Source organism: Streptomyces sp. NPDC048383 (assembly GCF_040651775.1).
Lineage (GTDB): Bacteria > Actinomycetota > Actinomycetes > Streptomycetales > Streptomycetaceae > Streptomyces.
Window position 1 is genome coordinate 131,626 of the sequence record NZ_JBEZKS010000004.1, and the last position, 15,668, is coordinate 147,293.

14 protein-coding genes are annotated in these 15,668 nt (G+C 72.2%); 10 read left to right on the forward strand and 4 right to left on the reverse strand.

Annotation, left to right across the window (positions count from 1 at the left end; translation table 11 throughout):
* The first annotated feature begins 2 nt into the window (after window positions 1-2).
* From dxr to AB0D46_RS05465, 6 genes are all read left to right on the forward strand, one after another.
* On the forward strand, window positions 3-1,265 hold the full coding sequence (gene dxr, locus AB0D46_RS05440; protein WP_362875944.1) for a 1-deoxy-D-xylulose-5-phosphate reductoisomerase: 1,263 nt from the start codon (window positions 3-5) through the stop codon (window positions 1,263-1,265).
* Complete coding sequence (locus AB0D46_RS05445; RefSeq protein ID WP_362875945.1) at window positions 1,262-2,563, forward strand: site-2 protease family protein; 1,302 nt, start codon at window positions 1,262-1,264, stop codon at window positions 2,561-2,563. The genes dxr and AB0D46_RS05445 overlap by 4 nt, the downstream gene beginning before the upstream one ends.
* Before the next feature lie 174 nt (window positions 2,564-2,737).
* Window positions 2,738-3,895, forward strand: coding sequence for a flavodoxin-dependent (E)-4-hydroxy-3-methylbut-2-enyl-diphosphate synthase (gene ispG / locus AB0D46_RS05450; protein ID WP_362875946.1), 1,158 nt, complete (start codon window positions 2,738-2,740; stop codon window positions 3,893-3,895).
* 138 nt (window positions 3,896-4,033) lie between these two features.
* A complete protein-coding gene (locus AB0D46_RS05455; RefSeq protein ID WP_362875947.1) occupies window positions 4,034-4,879 on the forward strand; it encodes a GNAT family N-acetyltransferase in 846 nt (281 codons plus the stop codon).
* Between the two features lie 83 nt (window positions 4,880-4,962).
* Window positions 4,963-5,547: a GNAT family N-acetyltransferase gene (locus tag AB0D46_RS05460; protein ID WP_362875948.1), complete on the forward strand. Its 585-nt coding sequence runs from the start codon at window positions 4,963-4,965 to the stop codon at window positions 5,545-5,547.
* Between the two features lie 43 nt (window positions 5,548-5,590).
* Window positions 5,591-7,291 (forward strand): proline--tRNA ligase, encoded by a 1,701-nt coding sequence (locus AB0D46_RS05465; RefSeq protein WP_362875949.1) that lies wholly within the window; start codon window positions 5,591-5,593, stop codon window positions 7,289-7,291.
* Here AB0D46_RS05465 and AB0D46_RS05470 read toward each other — a convergent pair.
* From AB0D46_RS05470 to AB0D46_RS05485, 4 genes are read right to left on the reverse strand one after another with little or no spacing between them, the layout of a single operon-like run.
* Entirely contained in the window at window positions 7,288-8,148 is an 861-nt protein-coding gene (locus tag AB0D46_RS05470) for a slipin family protein (RefSeq protein WP_362875984.1), read from the reverse strand. The two genes, AB0D46_RS05465 and AB0D46_RS05470, sit on opposite strands and share 4 nt — an antisense overlap.
* A 42-nt stretch (window positions 8,149-8,190) precedes the next feature.
* Window positions 8,191-9,093, reverse strand: a complete 903-nt coding sequence (locus tag AB0D46_RS05475; protein ID WP_362875950.1) for an aminoglycoside phosphotransferase family protein — start codon at window positions 9,091-9,093, stop codon at window positions 8,191-8,193.
* Between the two features lie 45 nt (window positions 9,094-9,138).
* Window positions 9,139-9,579, reverse strand: a complete 441-nt coding sequence (locus tag AB0D46_RS05480) for a ferritin-like domain-containing protein (protein ID WP_362875951.1) — start codon at window positions 9,577-9,579, stop codon at window positions 9,139-9,141.
* Entirely contained in the window at window positions 9,576-10,145 is a 570-nt protein-coding gene (locus tag AB0D46_RS05485) for a hypothetical protein (protein WP_362875952.1), read from the reverse strand. Before AB0D46_RS05485 ends, AB0D46_RS05480 begins: the two co-directional genes overlap by 4 nt.
* A gap of 158 nt (window positions 10,146-10,303) precedes the next feature.
* Between AB0D46_RS05485 and rimP the strand changes: the two genes are divergently transcribed.
* The 4 genes from rimP to infB all read left to right on the forward strand — a co-directional run bounded on the left by rimP (window position 10,304) and on the right by infB (window position 15,585).
* Entirely contained in the window at window positions 10,304-10,816 is a 513-nt protein-coding gene (gene rimP / locus AB0D46_RS05490) for a ribosome maturation factor RimP (RefSeq protein ID WP_362875953.1), read from the forward strand.
* Window positions 10,817-10,818: 2 nt separating this feature from the next.
* Window positions 10,819-11,877 carry a transcription termination factor NusA gene (nusA, locus tag AB0D46_RS05495; RefSeq protein WP_362875954.1) on the forward strand — a complete coding sequence of 353 codons (1,059 nt, stop codon included), beginning with the start codon at window positions 10,819-10,821 and terminating at the stop codon, window positions 11,875-11,877.
* A 134-nt stretch (window positions 11,878-12,011) separates the two neighbouring features.
* Complete coding sequence (locus AB0D46_RS05500) at window positions 12,012-12,299, forward strand: YlxR family protein (protein WP_281209765.1); 288 nt, start codon at window positions 12,012-12,014, stop codon at window positions 12,297-12,299.
* Between the two features lie 154 nt (window positions 12,300-12,453).
* Window positions 12,454-15,585 carry a translation initiation factor IF-2 gene (gene infB, locus AB0D46_RS05505; protein WP_362875955.1) on the forward strand — a complete coding sequence of 1,044 codons (3,132 nt, stop codon included), beginning with the start codon at window positions 12,454-12,456 and terminating at the stop codon, window positions 15,583-15,585.
* The last annotated feature ends 83 nt before the right edge of the window (window positions 15,586-15,668 follow it).

Below are 15,668 nucleotides of genomic sequence, written 5' to 3' on the forward strand. Positions count from 1 at the left end.
CAATGGGGGGCATGACCGACAGTCCAGCCCCCCTCGCCGACCCGCACCTCCTCTTCGACGCCTCGGCCGGCCGCCGGGACATCGTCATCCTCGGGTCGACCGGGTCCATCGGCACCCAGGCCATCGATCTCGCCCTGCGCCACCCGGACCGCTTCCGCGTCACGGCGCTGTCCGCCGCCGGTGGGCGCGTCGGGCTGCTCGCCGAGCAGGCGCGGCTGCTGCGGGTGCGGACGGTGGCCGTCGCCCGCGAGGACGTCGTACCGGCCCTGAAGGAGGCGCTCGGGGCCCAGTACGGACCGTCCGAGCCGCTGCCCGAAATCCTGGCCGGGCCCGACGCGGCCGCCGAGCTGGCCGCCTCGCCGTGCCACACCGTCCTCAACGGCATCACCGGATCCATCGGCCTCGCGCCCACCCTCGCCGCCCTGCGGGCGGGCCGGACCTTGGCCCTGGCCAACAAGGAGTCGCTGATCGTCGGCGGTCCGCTGGTCAAGGCCCTCGCGAAGCCCGGGCAGATCATCCCGGTGGACTCCGAGCACGCGGCGCTCTTCCAGGCCCTGGCCGGCGGCACCCGCGCCGACGTCCGCAAGCTCGTCGTCACCGCCTCCGGCGGCCCCTTCCGCGGCCGCACCCGCGCGGAACTGGCCGGGGTCACCGTCGAGGACGCGCTCGCGCACCCGACCTGGGCCATGGGCCCGGTGATCACCGTGAACTCGGCGACCCTGGTCAACAAGGGACTGGAGGTCATCGAGGCGCACCTGCTCTACGACATCCCCTTCGAGCGCATCGAGGTCGTCGTCCACCCGCAGTCCTACGTGCACTCCATGGTCGAGTTCACGGACGGCTCCACCCTCGCCCAGGCCACCCCGCCCGACATGCGCGGCCCCATCGCGATCGGCATCGGCTGGCCCGAACGGGTTCCGGACGCGGCCCCCGCCTTCGACTGGACCAAGGCGTCGACCTGGGAGTTCTTCCCCCTGGACACCGAGGCCTTCCCCGCGGTCGGCCTGGCCCGCCACGTGGGCACCCTGGGCGGCACGGCCCCCGCGGTGTTCAATGCGGCGAACGAGGAGTGCGTGGAGGCGTTCTTGGCCGGTCGGCTGCCGTTCACAGCAATCATGGATACGGTCTCTGCCGTGGTCGATGAACACGGCGTGCCGCGAGCGGGAACCTCGCTGAGCGTCGCGGACGTCCTGGAAGCGGAGACCTGGGCCAGGGCCCGGGCACGGGAGATGGCGGCTCGCGCCGCCGTGGAGGCGAGCGCATGACGATACTGCTGACCTTGATCGGTGTGGTCGTCTTCGTGGTCGGCCTGCTCTTCTCGATCGCCTGGCACGAGCTCGGCCACCTCTCCACGGCCAAGCTCTTCGGCATCCGCGTGCCCCAGTACATGGTCGGCTTCGGCCGGACCATCTGGTCGCGCCAGAAGGGCGACACCGAGTACGGGATCAAGGCCATCCCGATGGGCGGCTACATCCGCATGATCGGGATGTTCCCGCCCGGCGAGGACGGCAAGGTCACCGCCCGCTCCACGTCGCCGTTCCGGTCGATGATCGAGGACGCCCGTTCGGCGGCCTACGAGGAGCTCCAGCCCGGCGACGAATCGCGGCTCTTCTACACGCGCAAGCCGTGGAAGCGCGTGATCGTGATGTTCGCGGGCCCCTTCATGAACCTGGTGCTCGCCCTCGCGATCTTCTTCGGCGTCTGGATGACCTTCGGGATCAACCGCACCACCACCCAGGTCGCCACCGTCTCGCCCTGCGTGATCCAGCAGAGCGAGAACCGGGAGGTGTGCAAGGACAGCGACCCGGTCGCGCCGGCCAAGCTGGCCGGCCTCACGGCCGGTGACCGCATCGTCGCCTTCGACGGCCGCGAGGTCGCCGACTGGTCCGCCCTGCAACAGCGGATCCGCGACACCGTCGGACCCGCCACCGTCACCGTCGTGCGCGACGGCCGCGAACTGACCCTGCCGGTCAACCTGATCGAGAACAAGGTCGCCCGGACCGACGGGCACGGCGGCTACGTCAAGGGCGAGTACGTGACGGCGGGCTGGCTCGGCTTCAGCCCGAAGACGGAGGTCGCGGCCCTCGGTTTCGGCGAGTCCGTGGACCACATGGGCGAGATCGTCGAGGGCAGCGTGCAGGGCCTGATCCAGCTCCCCGCCAAGATCCCGGCCCTGTGGGACGCGGCCTTCGGCGGCGCCGAACGCGAGCAGGACTCCCCGATGGGCATCGTCGGAGCGGCCCGCATCAGCGGCGAGATCGCGACCCTGGACATTCCGGGCGAACAGCGCATGTCGATCATGCTGAACGTCCTGGGCATGTTCAACCTCTCGCTCTTCCTGTTCAACATGCTGCCCCTGCTGCCCCTGGACGGCGGGCACATCGCCGGCGCCCTGTGGGAGTCCCTGCGGCGCAACGTGGCACGGCTCCTGCGGCGCGCCGACCCCGGCCCGTTCGACGTGGCACGGCTGATGCCCGCCGCGTACGTGGTCGCCGGGCTCTTCGTCTGCTTCACGCTGCTGGTCCTCGTCGCGGACGTGGTGAACCCCATCAAGATCACCTAGCCGCCGCCGCACTACAGCAGACCGGTCGGAGCCGGGCACGCATCGTGCCCGGCTCCCTACGTTCGGGTGGCACACCCCCTCGGATGCAAGGGGCGCGTGCTGCTTGGCGTAATCTCGAAGACCGGAGCCCGCCGATCTCGGGACCTCGATCCACACCTTGGGGTTGCACAGCAGATGACTGCCATCTCACTCGGAATGCCGGCCGTGCCGACGAAGCTTGCCGACCGCAGGGTCAGCCGCAAGATCCAGGTCGGTTCCGTGGCCGTCGGTGGCGACGCGCCCATCTCGGTGCAGTCGATGACCACCACCCGCACGTCCGACATCGGGGCCACGCTCCAGCAGATCGCCGAGCTGACCGCCTCCGGTTGCAACATCGTCCGCGTGGCCTGCCCGACGCAGGACGACGCCGACGCCCTCGCCGTCATCGCGAAGAAGTCGCAGATCCCGGTCATCGCGGACATCCACTTCCAGCCCAAGTACGTGTTCGCCGCCATCGACGCCGGCTGCGCCGCCGTCCGCGTGAACCCGGGCAACATCAAGCAGTTCGACGACAAGGTCAAGGAGATCGCGCGCGCCGCCAAGGACGCGGGCACCCCGATCCGGATCGGCGTCAACGCGGGCTCCCTGGACGCCCGACTGCTGAAGAAGTACGGCAAGGCCACCCCCGAGGCGCTCGTCGAGTCCGCGCTGTGGGAGGCCTCCCTCTTCGAGGAGCACGGCTTCAGCGACATCAAGATCTCGGTCAAGCACAACGACCCGGTCGTCATGGTCAACGCCTACCGCCAGCTCGCCGCCGCCTGCGACTACCCGCTCCACCTCGGTGTCACCGAGGCCGGACCCGCCTTCCAGGGCACCATCAAGTCCGCCGTCGCCTTCGGCGCGCTCCTCTCCGAGGGCATCGGCGACACCATCCGCGTCTCCCTCTCCGCCCCGCCCGTCGAGGAGATCAAGGTCGGCATCCAGATCCTGGAGTCCCTGAACCTCAAGCCCCGCCGGCTGGAGATCGTCTCCTGCCCCTCCTGCGGTCGCGCCCAGGTCGACGTCTACAAGCTGGCCGAGGAGGTCACGGCGGGCCTGGAGGGGATGGAGGTTCCGCTGCGCGTCGCCGTCATGGGCTGCGTCGTCAACGGCCCCGGCGAGGCCCGCGAGGCCGACCTCGGCGTCGCCTCCGGCAACGGCAAGGGCCAGATCTTCGTCAAGGGCGAGGTCATCAAGACCGTCCCCGAGTCGAAGATCGTCGAGACGCTCATCGAAGAGGCGATGAAGATCGCCGAGCAGATGGAGAAGGACGGCATCCCCTCCGGCGAGCCCACCGTGGCCATCGGCGTGTAGCTCCCGCAGCTCCGGCCCCGGCCCCGTTCCCGCAGCTCGGGGCCGGGGCCGGGGCTCTTTCGTGACCGTGGGAGGCGGCATCCCGAGGCCCCGCCGGGTACAGTGCGGAGATCAGCAGACTTGCATGGTGAGGCCCCAGTGTTGACGCAGACCACCACCAGGGTCCTTGAGCCCAGTGATCTCGACGCCGCCCTCGAAGTCCTCGGGCGCGCGCCGGTCGAGAACGCCTTCGTCGCCTCCCGGGTCCAGGTCGCCGGCCTCGACCCCTGGCGGCTCGGCGGCGAGATGTGGGGCTGGTACACCGACGGCCGGCTGCGCTCCCTGTGCTACGCCGGCGCCAACCTGGTGCCCGTCTGCGCCGAACCCGACGCCGTCCGCGCCTTCGCCGAGCGCGCCCGCCGCACCGGCCGTCGCTGCTCCTCCATCGTCGGCCCCGCCGAAGCCACCCGGCTGCTGTGGCAACTCCTCGAACCCAGCTGGGGCCCCGCCCGCGACGTCCGCCCCCGCCAACCCCTGATGGTCATGGAACAGCCCTCCACCACGGTCACCGCCGATCCGCGCGTCCGCCGGGTCCGCAAGGACGAGATGGACCTGATCATGCCCGCCTGCGTCGCCATGTTCACCGAGGAGGTCGGCATCTCCCCGATGGCCGGGGACGGCGGACTCCTCTACCAGGCCCGCGTCGCCGAACTCGTCGGCACCGGCCGCTCCTTCGCCCGCATCGACGACGGCAAGGTCGTCTTCAAGGCCGAGATCGGCGCCGCCACCGCCCGCGCCTGCCAGATCCAGGGCGTGTGGGTCGACCCCGACCACCGGGGCCGCGGCCACTCCGAAGCCGGCATGGCGGCCGTCGTCGCCTACGCCCTGCGCGACGTCGCGCCCGTCGTCAGCCTCTACGTCAACGACTTCAACACCGCCGCGCGCGCCGCCTACCGCCGGGTCGGCTTCCGCGAGACCGGCGCGTTCATGAGCGTCCTGTTCTGACCCCGCCGGCGCCGCCCCGGCCGTGGCCGCTTCCGCCGCCCGAGCCGTACCGCACCGGCCCCACCCCGAAGTAAGGTCGCCGCATGCTGCCTACCCCCGGGGGCGAAGACCCCGCACGGCCCGCCGGACTCCGCATCGGCCCCCTCGACCTCGCCGAACGCGTGGACGAGGCCCTGCGCGTGCAGGCCGTGGCCTTCGGGCTCAGCGAGGAGGAGGTCGGCATCCGGCGCTACATCGTCCAGCGCCACATGACCAGCCGCGGCGCCCGCGCGCTCGGCGCCTTCACCGACGACGGCGCCCTCGCCGCCTTCGTCTACGGCATGCCCAACGACCGCGGCCACTGGTGGTCCACGATCGTCGAACCGTACCTGCGCGCCGGCGGCGCCGACGGCTGGCTCGACGACGCCTTCGTCATCACCGAACTGCACGTCCACCCCGGCTTCCAGGGCCGCGGCGTCGGCCGCGGCCTCATCACCCGGATCACCGACAGCGCCGAGGAACCCCGCTCGATCCTCTCCGCCATCGACACCGACAGCCCGGCCCGCGGCCTCTACGCCGCCCTCGGCTACCGGGACCTCGCCCGCCGCGTCCAGTTCCCGAGCGCGAGCCTCCCGTACGCCGTCATGGGCGCGCCCCTGCCGCTGCTGCGGCCCGACCCCCGGCCCTGAAACGGGTTGTCGGAGCCCCCGCCGGTCCCGGTAGCCTCCGAACATGTCCACCCCACACGTGCAGCGCATGTCCCGCCTCATGGCCAAGACCCTCCGCGAGGACCCGGCGGACGCCGAGACCCTCAGCCACCGACTCCTGGTCCGCGCCGGCTACGTACGGCGCAGCTCCGCGGGCGTCTGGACCTGGCTGCCGCTCGGCAAGCGGGTCCTGGACAACGTCACGCGCGTCGTCCGCGAGGAGATGGACGCCATCGGCGCCCAGGAGGTGCTGCTCCCCGCGTTGCTGCCGAAGGAACCGTACGAGGTCAGCGGCCGCTGGACGGAGTACGGCGACCTGCTGTTCCGGCTCAAGGACCGCAAGGGCGCCGACTACCTGCTCGGCCCCACCCACGAGGAGATCTTCACCCTCGTCGTGAAGGACCAGTGCACCTCCTACAAGGACCTGCCGGTCATGCTCTACCAGATCCAGACGAAGTACCGCGACGAGGCCCGCCCCCGCTCCGGGGTGCTGCGCGGACGCGAGTTCCAGATGAAGGACTCGTACTCCTTCGACGTCTCCGACGAGGGCCTCGCCGAGTCCTACCGGCTCCACCGCGAGGCGTACGTACGGATCTTCCGGCGGCTCGGGCTCGACCACCGCATCGTGTCGGCGGTGTCCGGGGCCATGGGCGGCTCGGCGTCCGAGGAGTTCCTCGCGCCCGCCGGCGCCGGCGAGGACACCTTCGTCGACTGCCCCTCCTGCGACTACGCGGCCAACACCGAGGCCGTCACCTTCGCCCTCACCGCGGCCGGGGGCGAGCACGGACCCGTCGAGGAACTGGACACCCCCGACACCCCGACCATCGAGTCCCTGGCGGCCTTCCTCGACGTCCCCGCGTCGGCGACCCTGAAGAACCTGCTGGTCAAGGTCGACGGAGAGATCGTGGCCGTCGGCGTCCCCGGCGACCGCGAGGTCGATCTCGGCAAGCTCGGCGAGCACCTGGCGCCCGCCGTCGTGGAACTCGTGACCGCCGAGGACTTCGCCGACCGCCCCGACCTGGTACGCGGCTACGTGGGCCCGCAGGGCCTGGAGAAGGTCCGCTACCTCGCCGACCCCCGCGTGGCGCCCGGCACGTCCTGGGTGACCGGCGCCAACCGGGCGGGCACCCACGCCCGGAACGTGGTCTGCGGCCGCGACTTCGAGGTGGACCGGTACCTCGACGTGGTCGTCGTCGAACCGGGCGACCCCTGCCCCGCCTGCGGCGCCGGCCTGCGGCTGGACCGGGCGATCGAGATCGGGCACATCTTCCAGCTCGGCCGCAAGTACGCGGACGCCTTCGGCCTCGACGTGCTCGGCCGCGAGGGCAAGCCCGTCCGGGTCACCATGGGCTCCTACGGCATCGGGGTCTCCCGCGCCGTCGCCGCCCTCGCGGAGCAGACCGCGGACGACCGCGGCCTGTGCTGGCCCGCCGAGGTGGCCCCGGCCGACGTGCACGTCGTCGCCGCGGGCAAGGCCGTCCCGCTCGCCCTGGCGGAACGTGCGGCCGGCGAACTGGCCGCGGCCGGCCGCCGGGTGCTGCTCGACGACCGGCCCGGACTGTCCCCCGGCGTGAAGCTCACCGACGCCGAACTGATCGGAGTCCCCCACCTCCTGGTGGCGGGCCGCCGCTCGGCCGACGGCGTCGTCGAACTCCAGGACCGCGCCACCGGCACCCGCGAGGAACTCACCCTGGAGGAGGCCCTGACCCGCCTCACGAACGGCTAGGCCGTCCCTTGGGGGCCCCGGTCGCCCGTTCCGTCGGCGTCCTGCGGCCCGGCCTCCGCCCGCGGTGGAGCCGGCGGCGGGGGCGGGGGCTGGGCGGCCGGCGCGGCGCGTTCCAGGAAGCGCAGGAGCTCCACCGGGAACGGCAGCACCAGCGTGGAGTTCTTCTCCGCGGCGACCGCGACCACCGTCTGGAGCAGCCGCAACTGGAGGGCCGCCGGCTGCTCCGACATCACCGCCGCCGCCTCCGCCAGCTTCTTCGACGCCTGCAGCTCCGCGTCCGCGTTGATCACCCGGGCGCGACGCTCGCGGTCCGCCTCCGCCTGACGCGCCATCGACCGCTTCATCGTCTCCGGCAGCGACACGTCCTTGATCTCCACCCGGTCGATCTGCACGCCCCACCCGACGGCCGGGCTGTCGATCATCAGCTCCAGCCCCTGGTTCAGCTGCTCACGGTTCGACAGCAGGTCGTCCAGGTCCGATTTGCCGATGATCGACCGCAGGGAGGTCTGCGCCATCTGGGAGACCGCGAACCGGTAGTCCTCCACCTCCACGATCGCGTCGGCCGCGTTCACGACCTTGAAGTAGACGACCGCGTCCACCCGCACCGTGACGTTGTCCCGGGTGATGCCCTCCTGGGCCGGCACCGGCATCGTCACGATCTGCATGTTCACCTTGCGGAGCCGGTCGACCCCCGGCACCACCAGCGTGAACCCGGGCCCGCGAACGCCCCGGCGCAACCGACCGAAGCGGAACACCACGCCCCGCTCGTACTGCTTCACCACCCGGGCGGCGGTCACCGCGTACGCGACCACCCCGACACCCGCGGCGATCGCCGCAGTCAGCAGTTCCTCGACCATGACGGCCCCCTGCCGGACATACACCTTTACCTACGGTATGCCCTACAACCAGGCCGCGAACTCCAGCAACAGCTCCGCGTCCCGCCGCCGCCCGGCGGCCAGCGCCCGGTGACCGGACTCCACCGCCCGGAACACCGTCCAGCCCCGCAGCCGCTCGCGGTCCACCTCCAACGAATCCGCCAGCTTGTTCACCCGCCGGCGGGCCCCGGAGGCCCCCGTCGAGGAGGCGACCTGGTCCTCCAACCGGTCCCGGACCAGCCGGGCCAGGTCGTACGCCCGCTCGCCGACCAGCGGATCCGGACCCACCGTCAGCCACGGCGCCCGCTCCCCGGCCAGCACCTTGCCCTGCCGGAACGCGCCGTGCAGCAGGAGATCCTCGGCCGGCGCGGCCGTCAGCTCCTCCCGTGCCGCCACCGCCGCGTCCGCGAGCGCCCGCAACTCCGGCGGCGCCGCGCGCAGGGCCTCGCACTGCGGGGCCGTGCGCTCGGCCACCGTCTCGAAGCGGTGCTCCGGCGGCGGCTCCACCCACAGCCGGCGCAGCGTGCCGCAGGCCTCCAGCAGCGCCTTCGCCTCGGGCAGCGACCGCAGCGACACCTCGGGGTGGAGCCGCTCCAGGAGCAGCCCGCCGTCGTCCTCGTGGTGGCGCGAGTCGAGGACCCGTACGGCTCCGAAGCCGCCCCAGTGCGCCAGCGCGGCGAGCTCCCGCTCCGGCCGGGCGGCCGGCGGGGCCAGCTTCAGGGCCGCCGGGGTGCCGTCGGCGTAGTGGACGAGGAGCACCAGACTGCTGCGGCCGCCGGGGGCCTGGACCCGCTGGGCCGACACGCCCCGCCGGGAGAGCGCCTCGTCGGCGAGCCGGGGCAACCGCTCCAGCCAGTCCGTGTCCTGAGCCGTCCCGGGCGTCTCGCCGAGCGCCCGTACAAGCCGCTGCGGCGGTTCGAAAGCCATGCGTGCGTGATCCCTTTCAGCCGTACCGGGCCCCGTCGCGCCTCCTCAGCGCTTTTCCGTGAGCCCAGGGAAGGCTACGCCGACACCGCGCCACCGCGCCGCGCGGACGGCCGAGGCGCTCAGCGCGTCGGCGGCCTCGCGGCGCAACCGGCCGTCCGCCGCCCGCACCAGGTCCGAGTACGCGCCCGCCACCCGGTCCTCGATCTCGGCGGCCAGCCGCTCGGCGTCCGCCGGCGCGCGCAGCTCGAAGGGCAGGGCGTACGCCGCCTCCGACGGCCGGGGCGAGCCGCCCAGCTCCCGCACCGTGCGGGTCAGGGAATCCCGGCGGGCGAGGTGCTCGCCGTACGCCTCGCGGGCCTCGGCGGCCCGGGCGGCCGAGGCGCGGGCGCCGATCACCCCGTAGGCGTACGCCGCCGAGTGCTCGGCGGCCAGCGCGGCCTGGGCCGCCGCCAGCGGACGGCCGGCGGGGGAGGGTTCGGGCTTCACGAAGCGGCTCCCGGGGTGGGGGTGGCGGTCAGCAGGTAGGTGTGGACGGCCCCGCACGCGGCCACCGAGGCCAACAGTCGGGCCACCTCACCGGGCGCGCCGGCCAGCGAGGCCGTGCGGGCCTCGGACAGGTCCCGTTCGGCGTCCGCCAGCGCGGCCAGGGCGTCGACCTCCTTCGGCGGGACCGGGTCGGGGCGCGCCGAGGGCGTTCCCGCGGGGGCGGCGGAGGCGCCGGCGGACAGCGGCTCGGTCGTGGCCGACGGCGTACGGCCGGCCGGGCCCGGCAGGGCCAGGGCCGCGACGTGCGCCGCGACGGCCGTCCGCATCGGCGCGAGGCGGGCGGCGAGGGCCGGATGGGCGGCGGCGGTGGCGTCGTAACGTTCCAGCAGCCGCTCGCTGTCCCGAACGGCGCCCTCCCGGATGCGCCGTTCGAGCGGCACGCCGGTATCGGCGTCCGACGGGTCGCCCCCGCCGGAACACCCGGGGAGCAGCGCGGCCCCGGCCGCGCCGGCGGCTCCGACGAGCAGGCGCCTTCGCGAGGGCCTCAAGGGCAGGGTCCAGGGCACGGGCGTCGTCCTCGGGGTGATGGCGGGACAGGGTGTGATCACGGTACCCGGGGGTCGCGTCCGCAGCGCGGACGGCAACACCCCTCGCGACCGGATACCCTTTGACCTGACACGCGACGGAAAACCACAACAGCACACGCGGCCGAGGAGTCACCCGGATGAGCACCACCCAGAGCGACAGGCTGCGCGGACTGCTGGAGCCGCTCGTCGCCGCCAAGGGCCTGGACCTCGAAGAGATCGAGCTGTCCAAGGCGGGCAAGCGCCGGATGCTGCGGGTCATCGTGGATTCCGACGAGGGTGTGGAACTCGACGCCTGTGCCGAGCTGAGTCGTGAGGTGTCCGACGCGCTCGACGCCTCCGACGCGATGGGCGAGGACGAGTACGTCCTCGAAGTCAGCTCCCCGGGTGCGGACCGCCCGCTCACCGAGCACCGTCACTACGTTCGGGCGACCGGCCGTCTCGTCAAGTTTCAGCTGACCGCCGACGGTGAAAAGGGTGCCGGGGAACTGATCGCCCGCATCCTCGACGTCGACGACGAGGGCATGGACCTCGAAGTTCCGGGTGTGAAGGGCCGCAAGGCGACCACCCGCCGCATCGCGTTCGCCGACATCGCCAGGGCGCGTGTCGAAATCGAGTTCAACCGCAAGGACAAGAAGGAAGAGGAGGCGTAGCCGTGGACATCGACATGAGTGCCCTGCGGGGTCTGGTCCGCGAGAAGGAGATCTCGTTCGACCTGCTCGTCGAAGCGATCGAGTCGGCCCTCCTCATCGCGTACCACCGCACCGAGGGCAGCTTCCGCCGCGCCCGCGTGGTGCTCGACCGCACCAACGGTCACGTGGTCGTGTGGGCGACGGAGGACCCGAGGGACCTCGAAGAGGGCCAGGAGCCCAAGGAGTTCGACGACACGCCGTCGGACTTCGGGCGCATCGCCGCGACGACCGCCAAGCAGGTGATCCTCCAGCGTCTGCGCGACGCCGAGGACGACCTGACCTTCGGCGAGTTCGCCGGCCGCGAGGGCGACGTCATCACCGGCGTCGTCCAGCAGGGCAAGGACCCCAAGAACGTCCTCGTCGACATCGGCAAGCTGGAAGCCATCCTGCCGGTGCAGGAGCAGGTGCCCGGCGAGGAGTACACGCACGGGCTGCGCCTGAAGGCGTACGTCGTGCGGGTGGCGAAGGGTGTCCGCGGTCCGTCCGTGACCCTGTCGCGCACCCACCCCAACCTGGTGAAGAAGCTCTTCTCCCTGGAGGTCCCGGAGATCGCCGACGGCAGCGTCGAGATCTCCGCGATCGCCCGTGAGGCCGGTCACCGCACCAAGATCGCCGTCCGGTCGACCCGCTCCGGCCTGAACCCCAAGGGCGCCTGCATCGGCCCGATGGGCAGCCGTGTGCGCAACGTCATGGCCGAGCTGCACGGCGAGAAGATCGACATCGTCGACTGGTCGGACGACCCGGCGGAGATGGTCGCGAACGCGCTGTCACCCGCCCGGGTGAGCGCGGTCGACGTCGTGGACTGGGACACCCGGTCCGCGCGCGTCACCGTGCCGGACTACCAGCTGTCGCTGGCCATCGGCAAGGAGGGCCAGAACGCCCGCCTCGCCGCGCGCCTCACCGGCTGGCGCATCGACATCCGCCCGGACACCGAGCCGGCCGCCGACGGGGACGACCGCGACCGCGGCTCGGACCGTGACGGCGGGCGCGACGGCCGCGACCAGGGACGCGGCCGGGAATAAACCGGTACCGGTCGGGGGTTCCCCGCCGGTAGACAGGGGACTCCGAAACCTCGGAGTCCCCTGAGAAACAACACGATATCCGTTCGATTTTTCACCTGAAGGGGTGAGGTCGCTACGGGGAGGTAGACTTAGGCGTGTCTGGCCGGACGCAAGCCCGCGCATGCCCCGAACGAACCTGTGTGGGGTGTCGGGAGCGAGCGGCCAAGAGCGATCTGCTGCGCATCGTGGCGATCGGTGACCAATGCGTCGCCGATCCACGCGGTACGCTGCCCGGCCGGGGTGCCTACGTGCACCCCGCCGTGGTCTGTCTCGACCAGGCGGTCCGCCGCCGGGCGTTCCCCCGGGCCCTCCGGTCCGCCGGAGCGCTCGACACGGCGGAACTGCGTACGGCTTTGGCCGTACCGGCCGAGGCGACACCGTAAGAGCAAGAAGAACGGCACGGGTAACCCGTGCGGTCAGGTACCTCGCGAGTTGGAAGTAGGTCGAGATTGCGATGAGCACCACTCGATGAGTACGCGATGAGTACGCCCATGAAGTAGCGACGGTCCGGCGTAACCCGGACCTAAAAGGAGCGAAGTGGCTAAGGTCCGGGTATACGAACTCGCAAAGGAGTTCGGAGTTGAGAGCAAGGTCGTCATGGCCAAGCTCCAGGAACTCGGTGAGTTCGTCCGTTCGGCGTCCTCGACGATCGAGGCGCCGGTTGTACGCAAGTTGACCGACGCACTGCAGGGGCCCGGCGGCAACGCCGGCAAGTCCGCTGCGAAGCCGGGTGCGCCCCGCAGCGCCGCACCCGCCAAGCCCGGGGCTCCCGCCCCGGCGCGTCCCGCTGCCCCCAAGCCCGGCGCACCGGCCCCCAAGCCGGTCGTCGCCGAGGCTCCGGTCGCCCCCGCGGCGCCCGCCCCGGTGACTCCGGCCGCCTCCGGCCCGCGTCCCGGCCCGAAGGCTCCGGCCGCCCCGAAGCCCGCTCCGGCGGCGCCCGTGGCGACCGAGTTCTCCGCGCCCCCGGCGGCTCCGGCCGCCGCCCCGGCGCGCACCGAGCGTCCCGCCGCCGCTCCCGGCCCCCGTCCGGCGCAGCAGCGTCCGGCCCAGGGTCAGGGTGGCCAGGCCGGCGCCCGTCCCGGCGCCCCGCGTCCGGCCGGCAACGCCCCCGGTGGTCAGGGACAGCGTCCCGCCGCCGGTGGTGCCCAGTCCCCGCGCCCCCAGGGCGCCCGTCCGGCCGGTCCCCGTCCGGGCAACAACCCCTTCACCTCCGGTGGCTCGACCGGCATGGCGCGCCCGCAGGCGCCCCGTCCGGCCGGCGCCCCGCGTCCCGGTGCCCCCGGCGCCGGTGGCGGTCAGGGTGCTCCCCGTCCGCAGGGCGGCCCCGGTGGCGCCCCGCGTCCGCAGGGTGGTCCCGGCGGCGCTCGTCCGACCCCGGGCGGCATGCCGCGTCCGCAGGGCGGCGCACGTCCCGGTGGCCCCGGCGGTGCTCCCGGTGGTAACCGTCCCAACCCGGGCATGATGCCGCAGCGTCCCGCTGCCGGTGGTCCCGGTCCCCGTCCCGGCGGCGGCCCCGGTGGCCGTGGTCCCGGTGCGGGCGGTGCCCGTCCCGGTGGCGCCGGTCGTCCCGCGGGCGGCGGCTTCGCCGGTCGTCCGGCCGGTCCGGGCTCGCGTCCGGGTGGCGGCGGCTTCGGCGGCCCGCGTCCGGGTGGCGGCGGCTTCGGCGGCGGCCCGGCCGGTGCCGGTGGCGGCGGTCGTCCCGGCTTCGCCGGGCGTCCCGGTGGTCCCAATGCCCGTGGTGGCACGCAGGGTGCCTTCGGCCGTCCCGGTGGTCCCGCGCGTCGTGGACGCAAGTCCAAGCGTCAGAGGCGCCAGGAGTACGAGGCCATGCAGGCCCCGTCCGTCGGCGGCGTGATGCTGCCGCGCGGTGGCGGCGAGACCGTGCGCCTGTCGCGCGGTGCCTCCCTCACCGACTTCGCGGAGAAGATCAACGCCAACCCGGCGTCGCTCGTCGCCGTGATGATGAACCTCGGCGAGATGGTCACCGCCACGCAGTCCGTCTCCGACGAGACCCTCGAAATGCTGGCCGGCGAGATGAACTACGTCGTTCAGATCGTCAGCCCGGAGGAAGAGGACCGCGAGCTCCTCGAGGGCTTCGACATCGAGTTCGGCGAGGACGAGGGCGGCGAGGAATACCTCATGCCGCGTCCGCCGGTCGTCACCGTCATGGGTCACGTCGACCACGGTAAGACCCGCCTCCTCGACGCCATCCGCAAGACGAACGTCGTCGCGGGCGAAGCCGGTGGCATCACCCAGCACATCGGTGCCTACCAGGTGGGCACCGAGGTCAACGGTGAAGAGCGCAAGATCACCTTCATCGACACCCCCGGTCACGAGGCGTTCACCGCCATGCGTGCCCGTGGTGCCAAGTCGACCGACATCGCGATCCTCGTGGTCGCGGCCAACGACGGCGTCATGCCGCAGACGATCGAGGCGCTCAACCACGCCAAGGCCGCCGGCGTCCCGATCGTCGTCGCGGTCAACAAGATCGACGTCGAGGGTGCCGACCCGGTCAAGGTGCGCGGTCAGCTCACCGAGTTCGGTCTGGTCGCCGAGGAGTACGGCGGCGACACGATGTTCGTCGACATCTCCGCCAAGCAGGGTCTGCACATCGACTCCCTGCTGGAGGCCGTCGTCCTCACCGCCGACGCCTCGCTCGACCTGCGCGCCAACCCGGAGCAGGACGCTCAGGGTATTGCGATCGAGTCCCACCTCGACCGCGGCCGCGGTGCCGTCGCCACCGTCCTCGTCCAGCGCGGTACCCTCCGCGTCGGCGACACGATGGTCGTGGGCGACGCCTACGGCCGAGTGCGCGCCATGCTCGACGACAAGGGCAACAACGTCGAGGAAGCGGGTCCCTCGACCCCCGTCCTGGTCCTGGGTCTCACCAACGTCCCCGGCGCCGGCGACAACTTCCTCGTCGTCGACGAGGACCGCACCGCCCGTCAGATCGCCGAGAAGCGTGCTGCGCGTGAGCGCAACGCCAACTTCGCCAAGCGCGTCCGCCGGGTGTCCCTGGAAGACCTCGACTCGGTCCTCAAGGCCGGTCTGGTCCAGGAACTCAACCTCATCATCAAGGGCGACGCGTCCGGTGCGGTCGAGGCCCTCGAGTCCTCGCTGCTCCAGCTCGACGTCGGCGAAGAGGTCGACATCCGCGTCCTGCACCGCGGTGTGGGTGCGGTCACCGAGTCCGACATCTCGCTGGCGATGGGCTCCGACGCCATCGTCATCGGTTACAACGTCCGTGCGGCCGGTCGCGCCGCGCAGATGGCGGACCGCGAGGGTGTCGACGTCCGCTACTACTCGGTGATCTACCAGGCCATCGAGGAGATCGAGGCGGCCCTCAAGGGTCTGCTCAAGCCGGAGTACGAAGAGGTCGAGCTCGGTACGGCGGAGGTCCGCGAGATCTTCCGCTCGTCCAAGCTGGGCAACATCGCGGGTGTTCTCATCCGCTCCGGCGAGGTCAAGCGCAACACGAAGGCGCGGCTCCTGCGCGACGGCAAGGTCGTCGCCGAGAACCTCACCATCTCGGGTCTGCGCCGATTCAAGGACGACGTCACCGAGATCCGCGAAGGCTTCGAGGGTGGTATCAACCTCGGTTCCTTCAACGACATCAAGATCGACGACGTCATCGCGACGTACGAGATGCGCGAGAAGCCCCGCGCGTAAGCGCGAGGCACATCGCACACGCTCGTAGCTCGTAGCACCGGGGCCGGTCGGCGGAATATCCGTCGATCGGCCCCGGCCGTTGC

What these genes read in the sequence shown, in the direction of transcription:
- AB0D46_RS05465 (WP_362875949.1), top strand. Translation starts at nt 5,591, where the DNA reads ATGTCCACCCCACACGTGCAGCGCATGTCCCGCCTCATGGCCAAGACC.
- AB0D46_RS05470 (WP_362875984.1), bottom strand. Translation starts at nt 8,148, where the DNA reads ATGGTCGAGGAACTGCTGACTGCGGCGATCGCCGCGGGTGTCGGGGTG.
- AB0D46_RS05445 (WP_362875945.1), top strand. Translation starts at nt 1,262, where the DNA reads ATGACGATACTGCTGACCTTGATCGGTGTGGTCGTCTTCGTGGTCGGC.
- AB0D46_RS05475 (WP_362875950.1), bottom strand. Translation starts at nt 9,093, where the DNA reads ATGGCTTTCGAACCGCCGCAGCGGCTTGTACGGGCGCTCGGCGAGACG.
- rimP (WP_362875953.1), top strand. Translation starts at nt 10,304, where the DNA reads ATGAGCACCACCCAGAGCGACAGGCTGCGCGGACTGCTGGAGCCGCTC.
- dxr (WP_362875944.1), top strand. Translation starts at nt 3, where the DNA reads ATGGGGGGCATGACCGACAGTCCAGCCCCCCTCGCCGACCCGCACCTC.
- AB0D46_RS05460 (WP_362875948.1), top strand. Translation starts at nt 4,963, where the DNA reads ATGCTGCCTACCCCCGGGGGCGAAGACCCCGCACGGCCCGCCGGACTC.
- ispG (WP_362875946.1), top strand. Translation starts at nt 2,738, where the DNA reads ATGACTGCCATCTCACTCGGAATGCCGGCCGTGCCGACGAAGCTTGCC.